The 16557-nt window shown below is 35.0% G+C and carries 17 protein-coding genes; 10 read left to right on the top strand and 7 right to left on the bottom strand.

Annotated features, from left to right (window positions below):
* Positions 1-7: 7 nt before the first annotated feature.
* The 5 genes from gcvPA to TY19_RS06200 all read right to left on the bottom strand — a co-directional run bounded on the left by gcvPA (position 8) and on the right by TY19_RS06200 (position 5943).
* Complete coding sequence (gcvPA, locus tag TY19_RS06220) at positions 8-1348, bottom strand: aminomethyl-transferring glycine dehydrogenase subunit GcvPA (RefSeq protein WP_042281035.1); 1341 nt, start codon at positions 1346-1348, stop codon at positions 8-10.
* The gene (gcvH, locus tag TY19_RS06215; protein ID WP_042281033.1) at positions 1349-1717 is read right to left on the bottom strand and encodes a glycine cleavage system protein GcvH; all 369 of its coding nucleotides are present in this window, start codon (positions 1715-1717) and stop codon (positions 1349-1351) included. It abuts the gene before it with no gap.
* Positions 1714-2793, bottom strand: a complete 1080-nt coding sequence (gene gcvT, locus TY19_RS06210) for a glycine cleavage system aminomethyltransferase GcvT (RefSeq protein ID WP_193354027.1) — start codon at positions 2791-2793, stop codon at positions 1714-1716. Before gcvT ends, gcvH begins: the two co-directional genes overlap by 4 nt.
* A gap of 22 nt (positions 2794-2815) precedes the next feature.
* Positions 2816-3454, bottom strand: coding sequence for a hypothetical protein (locus TY19_RS06205; protein WP_042281029.1), 639 nt, complete (start codon positions 3452-3454; stop codon positions 2816-2818).
* Between the two features lie 74 nt (positions 3455-3528).
* Positions 3529-5943, bottom strand: coding sequence for a SurA N-terminal domain-containing protein (locus TY19_RS06200; RefSeq protein ID WP_042281027.1), 2415 nt, complete (start codon positions 5941-5943; stop codon positions 3529-3531).
* Positions 5944-6303: 360 nt separating this feature from the next.
* Between TY19_RS06200 and TY19_RS06195 the strand changes: the two genes are divergently transcribed.
* Positions 6304-7521, top strand: coding sequence for a hypothetical protein (locus TY19_RS06195; RefSeq protein WP_042281025.1), 1218 nt, complete (start codon positions 6304-6306; stop codon positions 7519-7521).
* Here TY19_RS06195 and TY19_RS06190 read toward each other — a convergent pair.
* Together TY19_RS06190 and TY19_RS06185 are read right to left on the bottom strand one after the other, a co-directional pair.
* Complete coding sequence (locus tag TY19_RS06190) at positions 7494-8207, bottom strand: lipoyl protein ligase domain-containing protein (RefSeq protein ID WP_042281023.1); 714 nt, start codon at positions 8205-8207, stop codon at positions 7494-7496. The two genes, TY19_RS06195 and TY19_RS06190, sit on opposite strands and share 28 nt — an antisense overlap.
* Before the next feature lie 11 nt (positions 8208-8218).
* Entirely contained in the window at positions 8219-8944 is a 726-nt protein-coding gene (locus tag TY19_RS06185; protein ID WP_042281021.1) for a hypothetical protein, read from the bottom strand.
* Between the two features lie 106 nt (positions 8945-9050).
* Between TY19_RS06185 and rnc the strand changes: the two genes are divergently transcribed.
* The 9 genes from rnc (at position 9051) to TY19_RS06140 (ending at position 16407) form a co-directional block, all read left to right on the top strand.
* A complete protein-coding gene (rnc, locus tag TY19_RS06180; RefSeq protein WP_042281019.1) occupies positions 9051-9758 on the top strand; it encodes a ribonuclease III in 708 nt (235 codons plus the stop codon).
* Between the two features lie 24 nt (positions 9759-9782).
* Positions 9783-11153: a DNA repair protein RadA gene (gene radA / locus TY19_RS06175; protein ID WP_042281018.1), complete on the top strand. Its 1371-nt coding sequence runs from the start codon at positions 9783-9785 to the stop codon at positions 11151-11153.
* Complete coding sequence (locus tag TY19_RS06170) at positions 11137-11820, top strand: hydroxymethylbilane synthase (protein WP_226988491.1); 684 nt, start codon at positions 11137-11139, stop codon at positions 11818-11820. The genes radA and TY19_RS06170 overlap by 17 nt, the downstream gene beginning before the upstream one ends.
* Positions 11817-12470 (top strand): uroporphyrinogen-III synthase, encoded by a 654-nt coding sequence (locus TY19_RS06165; RefSeq protein ID WP_042281013.1) that lies wholly within the window; start codon positions 11817-11819, stop codon positions 12468-12470. Before TY19_RS06170 ends, TY19_RS06165 begins: the two co-directional genes overlap by 4 nt.
* A gap of 211 nt (positions 12471-12681) precedes the next feature.
* Complete coding sequence (locus TY19_RS06160) at positions 12682-13308, top strand: Fe-Mn family superoxide dismutase (protein WP_042281010.1); 627 nt, start codon at positions 12682-12684, stop codon at positions 13306-13308.
* 210 nt (positions 13309-13518) lie between these two features.
* Entirely contained in the window at positions 13519-14436 is a 918-nt protein-coding gene (accD, locus tag TY19_RS06155; protein ID WP_039356395.1) for an acetyl-CoA carboxylase, carboxyltransferase subunit beta, read from the top strand.
* Positions 14437-14444: 8 nt separating this feature from the next.
* Entirely contained in the window at positions 14445-14897 is a 453-nt protein-coding gene (gene dut, locus TY19_RS06150) for a dUTP diphosphatase (protein WP_011174818.1), read from the top strand.
* Positions 14898-14914: 17 nt separating this feature from the next.
* Positions 14915-15370: a PTS sugar transporter subunit IIA gene (locus TY19_RS06145; protein WP_042281007.1), complete on the top strand. Its 456-nt coding sequence runs from the start codon at positions 14915-14917 to the stop codon at positions 15368-15370.
* A 317-nt stretch (positions 15371-15687) separates the two neighbouring features.
* Positions 15688-16407, top strand: a complete 720-nt coding sequence (locus TY19_RS06140) for a PTS sugar transporter subunit IIA (protein WP_042281006.1) — start codon at positions 15688-15690, stop codon at positions 16405-16407.
* Positions 16408-16557 lie beyond the last annotated feature (150 nt).

The following is a 16557-nucleotide window of genomic DNA, read 5'->3' as shown; positions in this document are numbered from 1 at the left end:
TGAGGTTTTAAAAGAGTTCTTTACAAACTTTAATGAATTGATCCAATTGAATTTGATTTTTCGTTTCTGTGACAGCAATCAGTAAGCATGTTTTTAAAGAAGGATAATATCGTTTTAGTTCGATCCCAGGTTCAATTCCATTTAACCGAAAAAACTCTAAAACTTGATTAGAATCTTGCTTAAAATCAACGACAAACTCATTAAACGAAGCTCCTTGATTCCAAACATTAATTGTAGAAATTTTATCTAAGTGAAATTTCAAATAATTTGCTCTTTGATAATTCGTTAATGCTAATTCTTTCACACCCTCTTTGCCATACCAGAGCATTGCCACTAAACTAGCTAAAGCTGCTAAAGCTTGATTAGTACAAATATTGGAAGTCGCTTTTTCTCTTCTAATGTGTTGTTCTCGTGCTTGGAGTGTTAAAACAAAACCACGCCTCCCTTGAACATCTAATGTTTCCCCAACAATCCTGCCTGGCAATTGTCTCATTAACTCTTGTTTACAAGCCATATAGCCTGCATAAGGTCCTCCAAAAGAAAGAGAAAGTCCAAACGGTTGACAATCACCTACAGCAATATCTACACCTAATTCTTTAGCTGAAGATAACAGTCCATAAGAAATAGGATTTGCACAAAGAATTGTTAAGGCTCCTTGAGATTTAGCCATTTCAGTAATAGGTTGAACATCTTCTATGCAACCAAAAAAATTGGGGGATTGTAAAAGAATCGCAGCTGTTTGATCATTTAAATACATTTTTAAAAAAGAGGCATCTAAAGTTCCTTCTTGTGAAAAAGGAATAGTAATTAATTCACAATCTTGACTTTTGAGGTATTGTTCAATAACTTTTTTATAGTGGGGATGTAAACTGTCAGAAAGGAGAATTCGTCTCCTTGTTTTATGATGTCTAAGAGACATTAAAATTGCTTCAGCACAAGCAGAAGCTCCATCATAAACAGATGCATTGGCAACATCCATTCCCGTCAATGCACATATAGCAGATTGAAATTCAAAAATAATTTGGAGCATTCCTTGAGAAGCTTCGGCCTGATAAGGAGTATAAGCAGTCAAAAATTCAGATTTACTACAGACAGCTCCCACTAAGGCTGGAATATGATGTTCATAAGCTCCGGCTCCTAAATAACTGACTAAATTAGGGAAAGTATTACGTACCGCTAATGACTCTATTAATTGAATTCCCTCATATTCAGAAAGCCCGTCATCTACGCTAGGAGCTTGCAAAATCAACGAAGAAGGAATTGATTTAAATAATTCTTCAACATTTTGAATCCCAATTTCAGTTAACATGGCTTCAATTTGAGGAGTTTTATTTGAAATAAAATCCATTTATGCTCCGTTTAACATCGCATGATAATCCTTTTCATCCATTAATAAGTCTAATTCTGAGGAATTAGATAAACGAAGTTTAAATAACCATCCTTCTTTTTCGGAAGACTGATTAATGAGTTCAGGCTGAGTAGACAAATTTTGATTCACTTCAATGATTTCTCCACTAACAGGAGAATAAACATCAGCGGCCGCTTTAGTAGACTCTAAAACCACCACCTCCTGTCCAGCAGTAACTTTTTTATGTAGAGTTGGCAGTTCAACATAAACAATATCACCGAGTTCTTTTTGCGCAAACTGCGTCACACCAATACGAGCTACATCAGGCGATTCTAAAACAACCCATTCATGAGAATCTGTATATTTCATCTGTTTTTCCTAATAAAAGGCAATTGAACCACTTCAGCGTGGCATTGTGTTTGCCGAATTTGTATTTTAATATCTTGTTTGATTTTGAGTGGTGTATCCACTAAAATTAAAGCAACGGCCTCATTTAAAGAAGGGGATATAGAACCTGAGGTAACCTCTCCAATTCTAATACCATCTTTAAAAACAGGATAGCCTTGTCTAGCGATACCAGGTTCTTTTAATTTGATCCCATATGCCATTCGCTTTATGGGTGATTTCTCAAGGCTTTTTAAGGCTTGCTTTCCTAAAAAATCAGTTTTATCAAATTTTACTGCCCAAGCAGATACACTTTCAGTTGGGGCAATAGTATCTGATATTTCGTGCCCGTATAAAGCAAAACCCATTTCTAAACGCAGTGTATCCCTTGCTCCAAGCCCAATAGGTTCAATTCCCAAAGTTTTTCCTGTATTAAGCAGGCGATCCCATAAAGAAATTATTTGTTCATTTGTACCATAAAATTCAAATCCTCCAGCTCCGGTATAACCTGTACGCGAAAGAATCAAAGGTTGATCTAGTTCTTGAATCGACGTAAACGACATAGGTTTTAATGATAAATTTCCTGGAAAAAGCATGTCGACTAATGGAAACGAGGAGGGTCCTTGTAAAGCAAGTATCCCAGAATTTTCAAATTGAGGTTGAATAGTTACTTGAAACTCAGCTGCCTGCTTTTGCATATGAGCTAAATCTTTTTGGCGGTTACTTGCATTTACAATGACAAAAAAATGGGTCGAAGAATGACGATAAATAATAACATCATCAATAGATCCTCCTTGAGAGTTACACCAAACAGTATAAGTAGCTGTGTTTGACCCTTTTCCTACAATACGATTCGTGGAAAGGTAATCTAAAAAACGCTCTGCATCAGGTCCTCGAATATCGATTTTTCCCATATGAGAGACGTCAAACAACCCAACTTTTTCTCTCACAGCTTGATGCTCTGCTAAAATACCTTTGTAATGAATAGGCATGCTCCATCCAGCAAAATCAATCATTTTACCCTGAAGATTAAGATGGCGAGAATATAAAGCAGTTTGCATTATTTTAATTTGGATTTTGGTGTTACTTAATAAGCTTTACCGATGCCCATAAAGAGGGTTGTTGATCTACTTGAAAATCTTCTGAAACAACCGAGAAGTGTTGAGAATGACCACCAACGCGATTAATTCGATAGGTAAAGCCTAAACGATCAAATTGTTTGGGATCATATCCATATAAACATTGCTTTGGAATGAAAATTTTTAATTTATATGAATCTTTCGCTAATTGTGTCTGACTGTGTAGGAGTTGCGAATCGCACAAGGGATGGTTATCTTCTGTTCGAAAATGCGTTTTTTCTCCACATCTATTTCCTTCTAAAGGTTCAGCAAGAAAATAAAAATGATGACAAAATCGGGTATTGAATCCTGCGGATTTCAAATCTCTTGTATCAATAAACAACTCGACACTGTCCCCTTTCGTTAAATCAGGATAGGAAGATCTTGTGTAGGGTTGGTTAACCTGGATTTGCCAAGCAATCCCTTCTTCGTGCCATCCCATCGCAACTTTAGAAAACAAATACTCATGAGTTAATGATGAAGTGTCTGGTAAACCAAATGACGGCCACGCAGGCACCTGTTCTTTTTTTGCTAAGTGATGACAATCACAGGATAAAGCAAAAAACTCAATAGGATTCAAAGAAAAAGATTCATTTTCATCCATAAAACTAGAATTTCCCTTTCGTGTAAAAAAGAATCAGGAACCATCATTGTTATATGATTCCTGATTCTTAATATTTAAAAATCAGGATTTGCTAATGCTGATTCGTCTGTTGAAGTCTCTTGGGAAACTTGAAGGTAACTTAATGAAATAGCATCTTTAGCTTTAATTTTATCTAAGATGTGGTGCATTAACACTTTTTGAACATCTATTGATAAAATGGCTTGAGCTTTTTTAGTTTGCTCAGCAATAGCAACTTCCTTTTTAGAAACATCTTCCCCTTTTTCTTTAACTTGGAAAAATGCTAAATCTCCATTAACTGGAGTGGATAAATTGGACCAAGCCGTTACAGGAAGAATAAAAGCTTCTTCTGTATTGATACCATCTTTTTGATCTTGACGAGTTAAAGAGACATTCGTCCGTTCTAATAACCATTGATCTTTTAAAGATACAGGTTTTTGCTCTAACTCTTGATTTTTTACATATAGGCTTGCTAATGAAGGATCTTTTTCTAGTTTCGCTTTAATTTGTTGAACATAGGAGTAAAGTCGAAGAGACGCCGCTTGATCTTTACTCCAATTTGCAGGTTCCTTCTCACTAGCTAAGAGAGTTTTCTGAGCAGGTTGTAAAGTTATTAAAACCTTACTAAAATAATCGCCTGCAACTATTTCTCGAACACTTTTAAAAGATTTCCATTCTTGATTTTCTTTTTGATAAGTGCTAGGACTTTGCTCTCTGATTGCCAAGTAATATTTTTCTAAAGCTTTCATACGTACTTCATCCATCGTTCCATCTTGATTGGCTTCTTCAAAAGTTAAAATTTCAGATTGAGGAGCACGATTTAATACTTTAATCTGGTAGTAATTTTGATTATCAGCTGTATATGCTTTCAAGTCTCCCGTAGGAGCCTCCCCTAATATAGCATGATCTAGTAATTGCATAAATTCTTGGCGCTTTTCCTTCTTATCCAACCCCGTAAAAGGAATTTTACCACCAGTTGTTCGCAGTCCAACATTCATTTTTTGAGAATTCACTTTAGATAGACCTTCAAGAATCCACTCTGGATGAGAGCGAACTATAGCCTCTTTTGCAAACCTATCGACTTTCGAACGCGTCGTTTTATCTAAGTCATCTAAAACACTAAAACGTTCTTCACGAGTGATTGCTTTTCTTAAAGCTAAATCTGGAAATTGAACTTTAAGTATTTCCCAATTCTTATCATCAACTTCCCAACTCCATAACTCTTTAATTCCAATACGAGCCTGTAAAACTTTTTGAGAAACTTGAGCGACCTCTAATTCGTAACGTTTTTGAACAAGTTCGGGATAAACACGTTCTACTTCTACTACATCTAAAAATTCTTCTGGAAGTGAAAGTGAATCTTTACGATCTCCTTTACCAATAATATTTAAATAGACTTCAAATTTTTGAAGCGAATCATAATTAGCAAATTTTAGAGCAGCAGGAAGACGATATAAATCAACAGTGACACTTTCATACGAATAATTATTAAATACTTGATAAGCTAACGTATCGACTAAGGCAGAGTGACCCGCATCTTGGAAATAACGACGAAATAAAAGTACCTGCCTCCAAACTTTGATTGCTCTTGCCTGATCCATATTCAAGAGGCGTAACTGCTCATTAAAATATTCTTCTGGAGAAGGTACTCCAATTGAAGGATTATTTTGATTTTGTTGATAGCTGATTTGAGTGTTGCGAATCAAATCTGCAATTGCTTCTGATTTTGTAACTTCATAACCCTGCTGTTCTGCTAAAAGCGCAGTATTAATAATAAATTCGCTAACGAGTCGAGTAAAGTAAGGGGTAAACCAATCTTCCAGTGTGTGGTAACCAAATAAAGAAAGATTTATTCGATCTAATTCTTGATCAGGAGTTAACCAGTTATATTGTTTTTCTTGATAACGCAAAACTTGTCTAAGCATTGCAGGGGAAAATTTCTTTTCTGCTAAAAACAACTTAACACGACTATCAAAAGCTTTAGGACTCACGTTATCATGAGTCGATTGCAAAATTTTAAAATGCTCATTCATTTCAGGAGAAAAATACCCCCAAGCATTTTCAACGCTTAAAAAAGGTGCTTGTGGATGCGTGTAAAGAGTGAATTTTTTTTCTTTTTCGAGGCGCTTATTCAAGGGATCTTTCATTTCATTTTGATATGCTTCAACAAGTTCTTGCGCTAAGCCTGTTTCGAGAAAATCTTTACGAATGACTCCGTCATTGAGGAAATTGGGTCCCCAAACTCCGTTATATAAACGTTTATCTTCATTATCAGTAGCTAGAAAAATTGCCATTTCATCTACTTCAGCACGAGTAATTTCTTTCCCATCGACAGCTTTAAAAGCGACTTGTTCACGCCAGGAGTTTGTTCCAAGTGTGCTGTAGGTACCAAAAAATGAAAATGAAATAATAATTACAACTGTAATTACAAAGAAAAAATACCTTTGGTATCTCCGGAAAAAATCGAGCATAATTAAGTAACTCCAGATTTAAATCATTAGCAAAATGTGTAAGGATTGAATTTTACAATCTCATAAAATCTGCATTGTAAGGACTTTTACAAACAAAAAAACGCAAATTTTTTATTCTTAAAGAGAATATATTATATCAAAAATACTCTTTCCTCTAAACAATTTTAATGCCTGAAGCAAGACAAGAAAGGTGGGATACATATATTGAAAAAATAGTAGCCGTTTAATTTTTCATTTTGTCTAAAATAAACCATAAAAATTAAATCAATTAAACGAAGATTTAATTAATAAATCAGTTTGATTTAAATTATCAGAGAAAATAAAATATTTCTCATAATTAACTTTATGAGTAACAAATCAATGACATCTCTTGCAAACTTTATATCTGACAGTTGGAGCAATTTCTATGAACTAAATGTTTCTTATTATCATTCTCCGGAAGTAAATATAGAAGCTAATATTGATGATTATTCTTTTGACTCTCGCGAACCTGAGCAAGCAAAGTTAGTTGCAGACATTTTAGATTTCCATCTTGAAGTCAATGGTGCTAAAATCGGGGATTTTCTAAAAAAATCCTCTATTATTACTCCTCTAGACAGATATCTGCTTAAACAAAATCAATTTGAACTTTACTCATCTTGCGATGATATAGCAGGAATTGTTCTTGGACATCCTCTGATTCCTAATTTTCTCATCAAACAAAACTTTTCTATCACGACTTCTTTTGCACATCCAGGATCGGGAAAAATATTTAGATTTTGTTCTGCTGCCCGTGTTCCTTTTTGGCTTTGTCGATTTAAAGACTGGTTTTCACAAGATCGAACGAAAAATATCCGAGTTCCCAATGATGTGTTAAACCCTTTACGGGTTGTAACAATGAAAAAAGCTAGACAATACATAAAAAAACAGCATCTAGATCGGATTGAAGCGTGTAAAGAATACTTATTTCGCCTTCCTGATACCGCAACAAATGCACCAATTCATAAGAAATATGTTGTCATATCAAAAAAAGTTTCTATTCTCAATTCATATGACAATATCCAAAAATTTATTGATTTAGCAAAAAACAATCCAAATGAACTAGCTGAAATTCTTAAACAAGTCTGTTTAGTTATTAAGCACACTCATCTAACAGACATGCATATCAATAACATTCGATTTGCAGGCGATGGAAGTAATAAAGTTTATCTATTTGACGGCGAGCCAATTGGAGGTCTTTCAGATATTTCTGAACCAGATGTCAAGAAACTATTCAAAGGAACTGACTTCGCGTTCTTTCCTATTTTAGGTATGAGAGTTTTACAAGAATCTTTGAAAGTTGCTTTTTCTGATTATTGCTTTAAAAATAGAGACTACTATGAAGTTCAAAATATTTTTGACAAAGTGATTGATCCCATTGTTGAGTCTATTACTCAGGATAGAATCCGTTATTATACCAAAATCATTATCAGTATTATCTGTCCAGCCGTTCCTTTATTTGTTATTGCTCGCGGCATATCTAATTATGTAGTTAATCATTTCCGCACTAATAATCTCATATTTTTTTTAGCTCATGATCGCTTAGTCAATTCCATCTGAATCAAATCCCTTAGAGTTTGTCGAGCTTGCCTCAAGTCCTGATCAGTCCAAGCTTCAGGAAGCAAACAATAAGATTGTTGTTTTATTGCACTAGTCACTTCTTGATTTTTAAGAACATTTTTTAATAATTCTTCTGGCAACAAGGCTAAAGAAAGACTTCCTTGGTGTAACAATCCTTGTTTGGTTCTTCTTTGGGCAGCGCCCCCTACTTTTTTTCCATCAATAATTAAATCGTACTGAGTAGGTTTCGCCATGCAAAATCCTTGATAATCAGCTTCATGAGATGAAATTTTAGATAAAAGTACAGGAGTCGCTTGTTTATCTTTAAAACCTGCAATTGCATGCGCAATCTGACGATTCACAAGGGCATAATTTTCTAAGGTGTTAACAGAATAACCTGGATAACTACTTGGCAATAACACAGAAAACGCGAGATCGGTTAAATGAAAAATAATTCCACCTCCAGTAGGACGGCGGGCTAAACCGATCTGATAATTTTGTAATGCCTCTAAATTCAAATATTTTTGCGGATCAATAAAATAACCGTAAGTTAAACAAGGAACACTCCAATCATAAAGATGGAGAATAGGAAGACTTTCTTGCTGAAGATTTTTTAGTAATTCTTCATCTTTAGCCATAATGGCTTGCGGAGACAATTTGCCAGAATCAATTAGTTGCCATTCCACGAGATTAAACTCTAACGATAAACGATCGGATGTAATCGATCGTTCAATTTATCATTAAAAATATATCCTAATTGTTTAAGAAAATGAGTATGAGGATCATTTACCTGTAATTGATAATGAGAATGGGTTTGCGTATAAACAATTAGAAAATAACGATAAGCAGAATGCGCATAAAAATTACGCCAATTCACTAGAGCGTTTGGATTAAAATAAATAGCATGGCCTGCTTGCCTTGAATAAATATCTATTCCTTCAATAGAGAATTGCTCTTGTGAAAAAAACTCACCTTTTTCTCCAAGACATATCATTAAACCACAAAGGACGCCACTTACGCCACTAATCGATTCTAAACTTAGAGATTGTTCAAGAAATTGTGCATAAACTCTTTGTTGTTTAGAACTAAATTTAGTTTGGTAATGAGCCGGGAATAACTGGTCATATCCTAAACGCAAAGGTTTTTTTTCAATTAATTCAGCAGCTATTTCAGCAAATTTTGGCTGGCAAACGATTTTTTTTAGCTCTTCATTTGATCGCCACAAATCTCTTCCTTGAGAAAATGCGCATTCAGAAGAAAGAAGTTTTAGACGTTGAGGAGTCACTTTTAAACGTTCAGTCAAAACTTGATCTATTGCCCGATTGACAGTTGATACTTGTTCTTCTGATAAAAAATCTTCAAATTCTATCAAACCATTTTTTTGAAAAAAATCTCTATGTTCTTTAGCAATAGCAAATTTCATAAAATAAAATTATAATAATGAGGTAATATAATGCGTTCAATTATAAGTGACTAACTGAATCGAATAAGGCTAGCAGAAAAAAGGATTGTTGCCTAGAATACTTTACATGAATCCAATTGAACATGTAATTAAACAAGCTCCTGCCATTGAAGCCAAATTAGGCTATACTTTTAAAGATCCACAACTCCTCGTGCTTGCATTTGTACATCGTTCATTTATCAATGAAAATCGAGAAGTTAACCAACATAACGAACGTTTGGAGTTTTTAGGAGATTCTGTACTGGGTATGTTAATTTCCGATTATCTTTATTGTAAACTCCCCGAAACTCCAGAAGGACAACTTTCTTATTTACGCTCTCGCCTCGTCGAAGCCAGCTCGTGTGTGCATTACATTCAATCCTTAGATTTAAGTGGCTATTTACTACTTGGAAAAGGAGAACGCATGAATGATGGAAGAGGTAGAGAATCTATTTTGGCAGATTTATTTGAAGCTATCATTGGAGCCATTTACTTGGATGGAGGTCTCCAAGCAGCAAAGGATTTTCTTTTTAAAAACTTCCATCAGCATATTGAAATAATATTAGCGACCCCTCTACGTAATTGGAAAGCTCTATTACAAGATTATTGCCAAAAAAATTATCAACAAACCCCTCTATATCAAGTTCTACATGAATCAGGTCCTGATCATAGTAAAGTTTTTCAAATTTCTGTTTGGATTCAAGATAGAGAATTAGGTAGAGGAAAGGGAACATCCAAAAAAGAAGCTCAGCAAGCTGCCGCTGCTGATGCTCTTTCACGAGTTGAACTTCCTTAATGTTTTTCTTAAAGGTACGTTTAAATGGCTAAGCAAAAAACTGTCTGGTATTGCTCTGAATGTGGGCATAAACAACTTAAATGGTTAGGACAATGTCCTTCGTGTACAAACTGGAATACTTTTCAAGAAGAATTAGAATTATCTTCTCTCCCTAAACGTTTTGAGTCCCAAACCGCTATTACAACCCGCCCCATCAAATTGAAAGAAGTAAAACTCCAAGAAACACCACGTATTCAAACGAAGATTGGAGAATGTGACCGTTTATTAGGAGGAGGACTTGTTCCGGGTTCGCTCACTTTAGTGGGAGGTGATCCAGGTATTGGAAAATCCACCTTGATGCTACAACTTTCTTATGCTTTAGCCAAACAAGGACTTATTGTCTTATATATTTGTGGAGAAGAGTCTGTTGATCAAACCTCTTTAAGAGCTAATCGATTGGGCATTCAAACAGATAATCTATTTTTACTTTCGGAAACCAATTTCTCTTTAATAAAATCTCAAATCGATCAACTCAACCCTGATGTTTTAATCGTTGATTCGATTCAAATCGTTTATAAAAGCGAAATTACTTCAGCTCCAGGATCGGTGACACAAGTACGTGAAACTACAACAGAGTTTATGCATTTAGCGAAAGGACGTGGGATTTCAACATTTTTAATTGGACACGTCACAAAATCTGGCGAAATTGCAGGTCCAAGAGTTTTAGAACATCTTGTGGATACTGTTCTTTACTTTGAAGGTGATAAACAACACCATTATCGAATGATTCGAGTTGTTAAAAATCGCTTTGGCCCTACAGATGAAATTGCAGTCTTCCAAATGAAACAATCAGGGCTGGTTGAAGTACCCAATCCTTCCGAAATTTTTTTAGAAGAACGAAGAAAAGATAGCATAGGATCTGTCATCATACCTACGTTAGAAGGCTCTCGCCCTATTCTTATTGAAGTACAAGCTTTAGTGACGCAAACAGTCTTTAGCACTCCTTCACGAAGATGCACAGGATTAGATCAAAATAGACTTGCTCTACTACTTGCTGTGCTTGAAAAAAGGATGGGATATCAACTTCATAAATGTGATGTTTTTGTTTCCGTCGCAGGAGGTCTAAGAATTATAGAACCTGCCATCGATCTAGGCCTTCTTTTAGCTTCGGCTTCTTCAATGCGTAATTCAATCATTGACCCCGAAACAACTGTCGTTGGAGAAGTGGGTTTGGGAGGCGAGATACGAAGCGTTCCGAGAATTGAAAGTCGACTTAAAGAAGCCATTCATATGGGATTTAGACGTTGCATTATCCCTAAAAGAAACGCTAAAGGAATTGCTGAAGATATTCTTCGAAAGATTGTGGTACAAGGCGTAGAATTTGTTGAGGAAGCGATCGATGCTTTACTCAAATAATTCCCAACCCTATTCTATCTCTGTCGGGGCTCGTTCTTCACCACTCTCACGTGCGCAAGTACAAGAGATTTTAAAAGCACTTAGATCTTTTTATCCTTCTATAGAATTTACCATTTCTTATTTCGACACAATAGGTGATCTGGATCAAAAAACTTCATTGCGAGACCTTGATAAAACCAATTTTTTTACCAAAGAAATTGATGAAGCTATTCTTCAAAAAAAGTGTCAAATTGGCATCCATTCGGCAAAAGATCTCCCTGATCCAATTCCAGATGGCCTTCAACTCATTTGTCTAACAAAAGGCGTCGACTGCAGTGATGTCTTGGTCTTGCGCGATGGAGAAACCTTACAAACTCTTCCTCCTCACTCACGAATTGCGACTTCTTCTATAAGAAGAGAAAATATAGTCAAATTATTAAGAAACGATTTCATTTTTTTAGATTTGAGAGGCACCATTGACCAAAGACTAGCTTTGCTTGAAAAAAAACAGGCGGACGGTGTTGTGGTGGCTGAAGCTGCACTAATCCGGCTGGGTTTAACGCATTTGAATCGTATTCGCCTACCAGGAACAACGGTAGAAGGGCAAGGCCAACTGGCCATTATCGCACGGAAGGACGATACAAGAATGCAAACTCTTTTTGCCTGCTTAGATGTGAGAAAAAATTGAGAAAAATCTTATACACAGGCTTAAATCCCGCTTATTATCGCTACACTGACCAATTAACTCATTGCCCTTTAATCAAAATTATTCCTCGCCCTTTGACTGATCCCTGCATTCAAAAAGCTTTTCGCGACTTTCACCTTTTTACGCATCTGATTTTTACTTCTAAAACGAGTATTCATCTCTTACATGACCATCTTTCTCATTTCGGTTTATCATTAGACGATTGGAAATCTAAAACTTCGATAGCTGTTGGTCAAGTCTCGGGATCTCATTTGCGAGCCCTTGGTATTCAACCTGCGCTAATTGCTAAAGAAGAAACGGCAGAGGGACTTATCATTGAATTGCATCCCCTTTCTCTTCAAAAAGCCAGCTTCTTTTGGCCCCATTCTGCCCAAGCTCGTTCTGTTTTAATTGATTTTTTTACTGATCGTCACTTGAATTATTACGCTTGCCCTTTTTATGATACTCAATTTCGGCAACCTGAATACATCCCTTCATTAGAACAATTTGACGAGATAGTTTTTACAAGTCCTTCAACTGTTCACGCTTTTGCAAAAATATTTGGCTATTTCCCCATCGATAAAAAATATGTCACAATTGGTCCGATCACCCTACAATGCCTCCAAACTTACATACCTCAACTGAACAGTTGATTTTTGGTCATTTTTAAGTCTCATTTATTGCTTAATTTTCTCTATTTGTTCAAAATAATATTATTTTAACCAAATGCAAGTTTTGAATAAAAACTAATTTAAGCATACTAATGAAATAAACAAGTGCAAATTTCTTATTATAAGATGGTTAATTATTCCTCTCCATTAGAAAACGTTAACAACTAGCTAAATGCTTTTATAAGGAGTCCATATGAATCAACAAAAATCACAAGCTTATAAACTTCCCGATCTTTCTTATGATTTTAATGCTTTAGAGCCTGTCATTAGTGCAGAAATTATGTCTCTTCACTATACCAAACACCATCAAACTTATGTAACAAATTTAAATAAAGCTTTAGAACAGTATTTGGAAGCCGAAGCCAATAATGATTTATCTACAATGATTGCTCTTCAATCAGTCATTAAATTTAATGGAGGTGGGCATGTCAATCATTCGATTTTTTGGACGAATCTTGCTCCAAAAAATAAAGCTGGAGGAATGGCACCAGAGGGAATTTTAGCTGATGCGATTAATAAAGAGTTTGGATCTTTACAAACCCTAATTGAACAATTAAGTGCGAAAGCAGTCGCTATTCAAGGCTCTGGTTGGGGTTGGCTCGGCTATGATAAAGCTAAAGATCGTTTAACTCTTGCCACTTGTGAAAACCAAGACCCCCTCTCTACAAAAGGTCTCATTCCTTTACTCGGTATTGATGTTTGGGAGCATGCTTATTATTTACAATATAAAAATGTCCGGGCTGATTACGTAAAAAATATTTGGAACATCATTAATTGGAAAAACGTAGCGGAAAGATACCAAGCTGCTAAAAGTAAATAATTTTTTTAATTTTTATTGCAGTTAAATTTCTAAAAACGCTCTCAATAAAACATTCGAAAATTAGCTGAATCATTGGTTAATTTTCGAATTCATATAGAAAAGCTCTTGAGTTATACAAGATAGTTTATTAAGATAATTGAAATCATATATATCTACCCAAATTTTCAATAAATACTATATTTCTTATAAAAATTAATTGAGATACCAACGATGGGATTATTCTCTCGGGACAAGCCAAAAATTAAAATCCAAACCACCAAAAAGGATGGGTTTAGTGGATGGTTAAAATGTACGCATTGCAATGAGCTAATCCACGCTAATGAATTAGAACAAAATAGCAACTGCTGCCCAAAATGTGATTATCACTATCGTCTTTCAACTGAAGATCGTATTAAAAGTTTAAGTAATCCTAATACTTTTAAACCGTTATTTCAAAACTTACAACCTGTTGACACTCTTAATTTTGTTGATACGGAACCCTATCCCCAAAGACTTGCAAATGCTCAGGAAAAATCGACTAGCAATGAAGCTGTTGTTGTCGGTACGTGTATGATAAATAAACATAAAATTGCTCTAGGAGTCTTAGATTTCAGCTTTATGGGCGGCTCCATGGGGTCTGTCGTAGGTGAACGGCTCACACGTCTAATTGAACATGCTTTAAAAGAAAAACTTCCTTTAATTATTGTTTCGACCTCTGGCGGAGCTCGTATGCAAGAGTCGATTCTATCTCTTATGCAAATGGCCAAAACCTCAGGAGCACTTGCCAAGTTACATGAAGCGCGTATCCCCTATATTTCTGTTTTAACGAATCCAACAACTGGGGGCGTGACAGCCTCTTTTGCTTCTTTAGGTGATATTATTGTTGCAGAACCGAATGCTTTGATTTGTTTTGCAGGTCCACGAGTTATTGAGCAAACTATTGGTCAACGACTCCCCTCAGGAGCCCAAAAATCAGAATTTTTACTTGAGCATGGAATGATCGACTGTATCGTCAAACGGCCTGAACTCAAACAAAAATTGGCCGAGCTTATTGACTTTTTAAAAGGAAATTTTTCTGAAGAAGATGAGCCTTCCCCCACTCCTAAAAATTTAATTAAAAAAACTTCTCCTTCAAAAGATAAAAATTAAGTATTTTCATGACCCAATCTTATTCAAATACGTTGACTATTCCTACTTTAATTGAAAATGAAGAGCTACTTCCCTTCTATATGACTCCCGAAGCAGCAGGAGCAGATGTTAAAGCCTATTTGAAAGAGTCGCTAGAGATTCCTCCCGGACAGTCTGCGTTAATTCCCACAGGCATGCGATTAGCTATTCCTGAGGGTTATGAAATTCAAGTTCGCCCGAGAAGTGGTTTAGCATTGAAACATCAAGTGACAGTTTTAAATACTCCCGGAACAATCGATGCAGACTATCGAGGAGAAATTAAAATTATTTTAATTAATCATGGAACTAACGCATTTATTGTTGAACCTGGAATGAGAATTGCTCAATTAGTTCTAGCTCAAGTCTTACGAGCAAATTTTGTTTTATCCGAAGAATTAGAATCTACTCAACGAGGAGTGGGAGGATTTGGCCATACCGGTTAAGCCTTCTGAGATTGAACATGAAAAAAAAGCCTATTTCTAACTATCTCGATTCTAATTTGGTCGTTTTTTTAAGCACTCCTACACGCAATGAAGCTTTAAGAGAGCTTGTTCATGTCGCTTATGAATCAGGCAAGTTGGATAATGAAGAATTATTCTACCAAGCAATTATTGAACGAGAAAAAATTGTTTCAACTGGTATTGGAATGGGGGCTGCTATTCCACATGCTAAACTCCCTTCCTATGATCGGTTTTTTATTGTGATTGGAATTCTTCAAAAAGCTGTCGAATGGCATGCTTTAGATGGCGGACCTGTTCGTCTTATTTTTCTGATTGGAGGACCCGATGATAAACAAACCGAATATTTACAATTATTATCTAACTTAACTCAAGCTATTAAAAATGAAGAGAGAAGAAAGAAATTATTGACTCTTTCAAATCCAAAAGAAATTATTGAATTATTTCAAGAGACTTAAAGCTTGCTAAATAAAACCATTCATTGAATAATTAGAAAAGAAATAATTTTAATTTTGTTGTAGATTTTTTGTGCTATTCGTTGAACTAAAAATGAAAATCTACGGTTAGTTTGTTGATAAAGTTGTATGCCTAATAATAATAATCCATCAGGCAAAGCTTCTTGTGAACATAACCTCATGATTCATCTAATCTTTCTGCGAAACTTGAAAAATCTCTTTGTCTTATATAAGTGTATAATCCGATAGATATAGTAAGAGTCTGTTTATTCCTATAAACATTCTCAAAATATTATTTAATAAATATTAAGTGAGGAAGTATGACCCAGGATTTAAAAATTAGGGATGTTGCCGATTTATTGAATGTATCAGAAACAACAATTCGTCGTTGGGTTTCAGATAGAAAAATCCCTTCTTATAGTATCAATAAACATCATTATTTTTCTCGCACTGAAATAGAAAATTGGGTGATTTCTCATAAATTCGATAAAAACCAGAGTAGTTCTCCATTTACACAATCAATCAAAACAACTGTTGCAGAAAAAAAACCTGCTACAGGTGGAAGTAAACAATTTAGTTTATTTAGAGCGATTCATAAAGGTGATGTTCTATACAATGTATCTGGTAAAACAAAAGAAGAAATTATTCGCAAGACAATGAAAAAAACGGCTAAAGACTTAAACGTCGACGCTGAAGTCATGACTGAATTATTATTAGACCGTGAAAATATGATGCCTACCGCTCTTAATAATGGCGTTGCAATTCCTCATACAAGGGATTCTTTACACGCCCAGCATGATGCCATTGTTGTTGTATTTTTAGATAAACCTCTTGAATATGGCGCCTTAGATGGTAAACCTGTCAATACATTATTTTTCTTATTTGCTGCAGATGATAAACGCCATTTACATTTATTAGCTAAAATTGCTCATTTAAGCAGCCAACCAAAAGCTTTAGAATTTTTTAAAACAAAACCCTCTAAAGATAAACTACTAGCTTTTATTAAAGATTGGGAAAGTCAAATTTCACAAATCGTTTAATTTTTAAGTTCATCAAACGCTATTTTTCTTTTTAAAGGTTCCTTTCAACTAATTGAAAAGGAACCTTTTTTATTTAATAATAATTAATGTAAGTTGCAAATAACTAATTTATTAAAAAATTTGTTGCAACTGCTACTAGAAATCCTAAAA

Origin of the sequence: Candidatus Protochlamydia sp. R18 (genome assembly GCF_000648255.1) — a bacterium.
Classification (GTDB): Bacteria; Chlamydiota; Chlamydiia; order Chlamydiales; family Parachlamydiaceae; genus Protochlamydia; species Protochlamydia amoebophila.
Note: the sequence above shows the minus strand (reverse complement) of the source record. Positions and strands in the feature narration are given on the sequence as shown.

What these genes read in the sequence shown, in the direction of transcription:
- accD (WP_039356395.1), top strand. Translation starts at nt 13,519, where the DNA reads ATGGGATTATTCTCTCGGGACAAGCCAAAAATTAAAATCCAAACCACC.
- dut (WP_011174818.1), top strand. Translation starts at nt 14,445, where the DNA reads ATGACCCAATCTTATTCAAATACGTTGACTATTCCTACTTTAATTGAA.
- gcvPA (WP_042281035.1), bottom strand. Translation starts at nt 1,348, where the DNA reads ATGGATTTTATTTCAAATAAAACTCCTCAAATTGAAGCCATGTTAACT.
- TY19_RS06195 (WP_042281025.1), top strand. Translation starts at nt 6,304, where the DNA reads ATGACATCTCTTGCAAACTTTATATCTGACAGTTGGAGCAATTTCTAT.
- TY19_RS06200 (WP_042281027.1), bottom strand. Translation starts at nt 5,943, where the DNA reads ATGCTCGATTTTTTCCGGAGATACCAAAGGTATTTTTTCTTTGTAATT.
- radA (WP_042281018.1), top strand. Translation starts at nt 9,783, where the DNA reads ATGGCTAAGCAAAAAACTGTCTGGTATTGCTCTGAATGTGGGCATAAA.
- rnc (WP_042281019.1), top strand. Translation starts at nt 9,051, where the DNA reads ATGAATCCAATTGAACATGTAATTAAACAAGCTCCTGCCATTGAAGCC.
- TY19_RS06140 (WP_042281006.1), top strand. Translation starts at nt 15,688, where the DNA reads ATGACCCAGGATTTAAAAATTAGGGATGTTGCCGATTTATTGAATGTA.
- gcvT (WP_193354027.1), bottom strand. Translation starts at nt 2,793, where the DNA reads ATGCAAACTGCTTTATATTCTCGCCATCTTAATCTTCAGGGTAAAATG.
- TY19_RS06160 (WP_042281010.1), top strand. Translation starts at nt 12,682, where the DNA reads ATGAATCAACAAAAATCACAAGCTTATAAACTTCCCGATCTTTCTTAT.
- gcvH (WP_042281033.1), bottom strand. Translation starts at nt 1,717, where the DNA reads ATGAAATATACAGATTCTCATGAATGGGTTGTTTTAGAATCGCCTGAT.
- TY19_RS06205 (WP_042281029.1), bottom strand. Translation starts at nt 3,454, where the DNA reads ATGGATGAAAATGAATCTTTTTCTTTGAATCCTATTGAGTTTTTTGCT.
- TY19_RS06170 (WP_226988491.1), top strand. Translation starts at nt 11,137, where the DNA reads ATGCTTTACTCAAATAATTCCCAACCCTATTCTATCTCTGTCGGGGCT.
- TY19_RS06185 (WP_042281021.1), bottom strand. Translation starts at nt 8,944, where the DNA reads ATGAAATTTGCTATTGCTAAAGAACATAGAGATTTTTTTCAAAAAAAT.
- TY19_RS06145 (WP_042281007.1), top strand. Translation starts at nt 14,915, where the DNA reads ATGAAAAAAAAGCCTATTTCTAACTATCTCGATTCTAATTTGGTCGTT.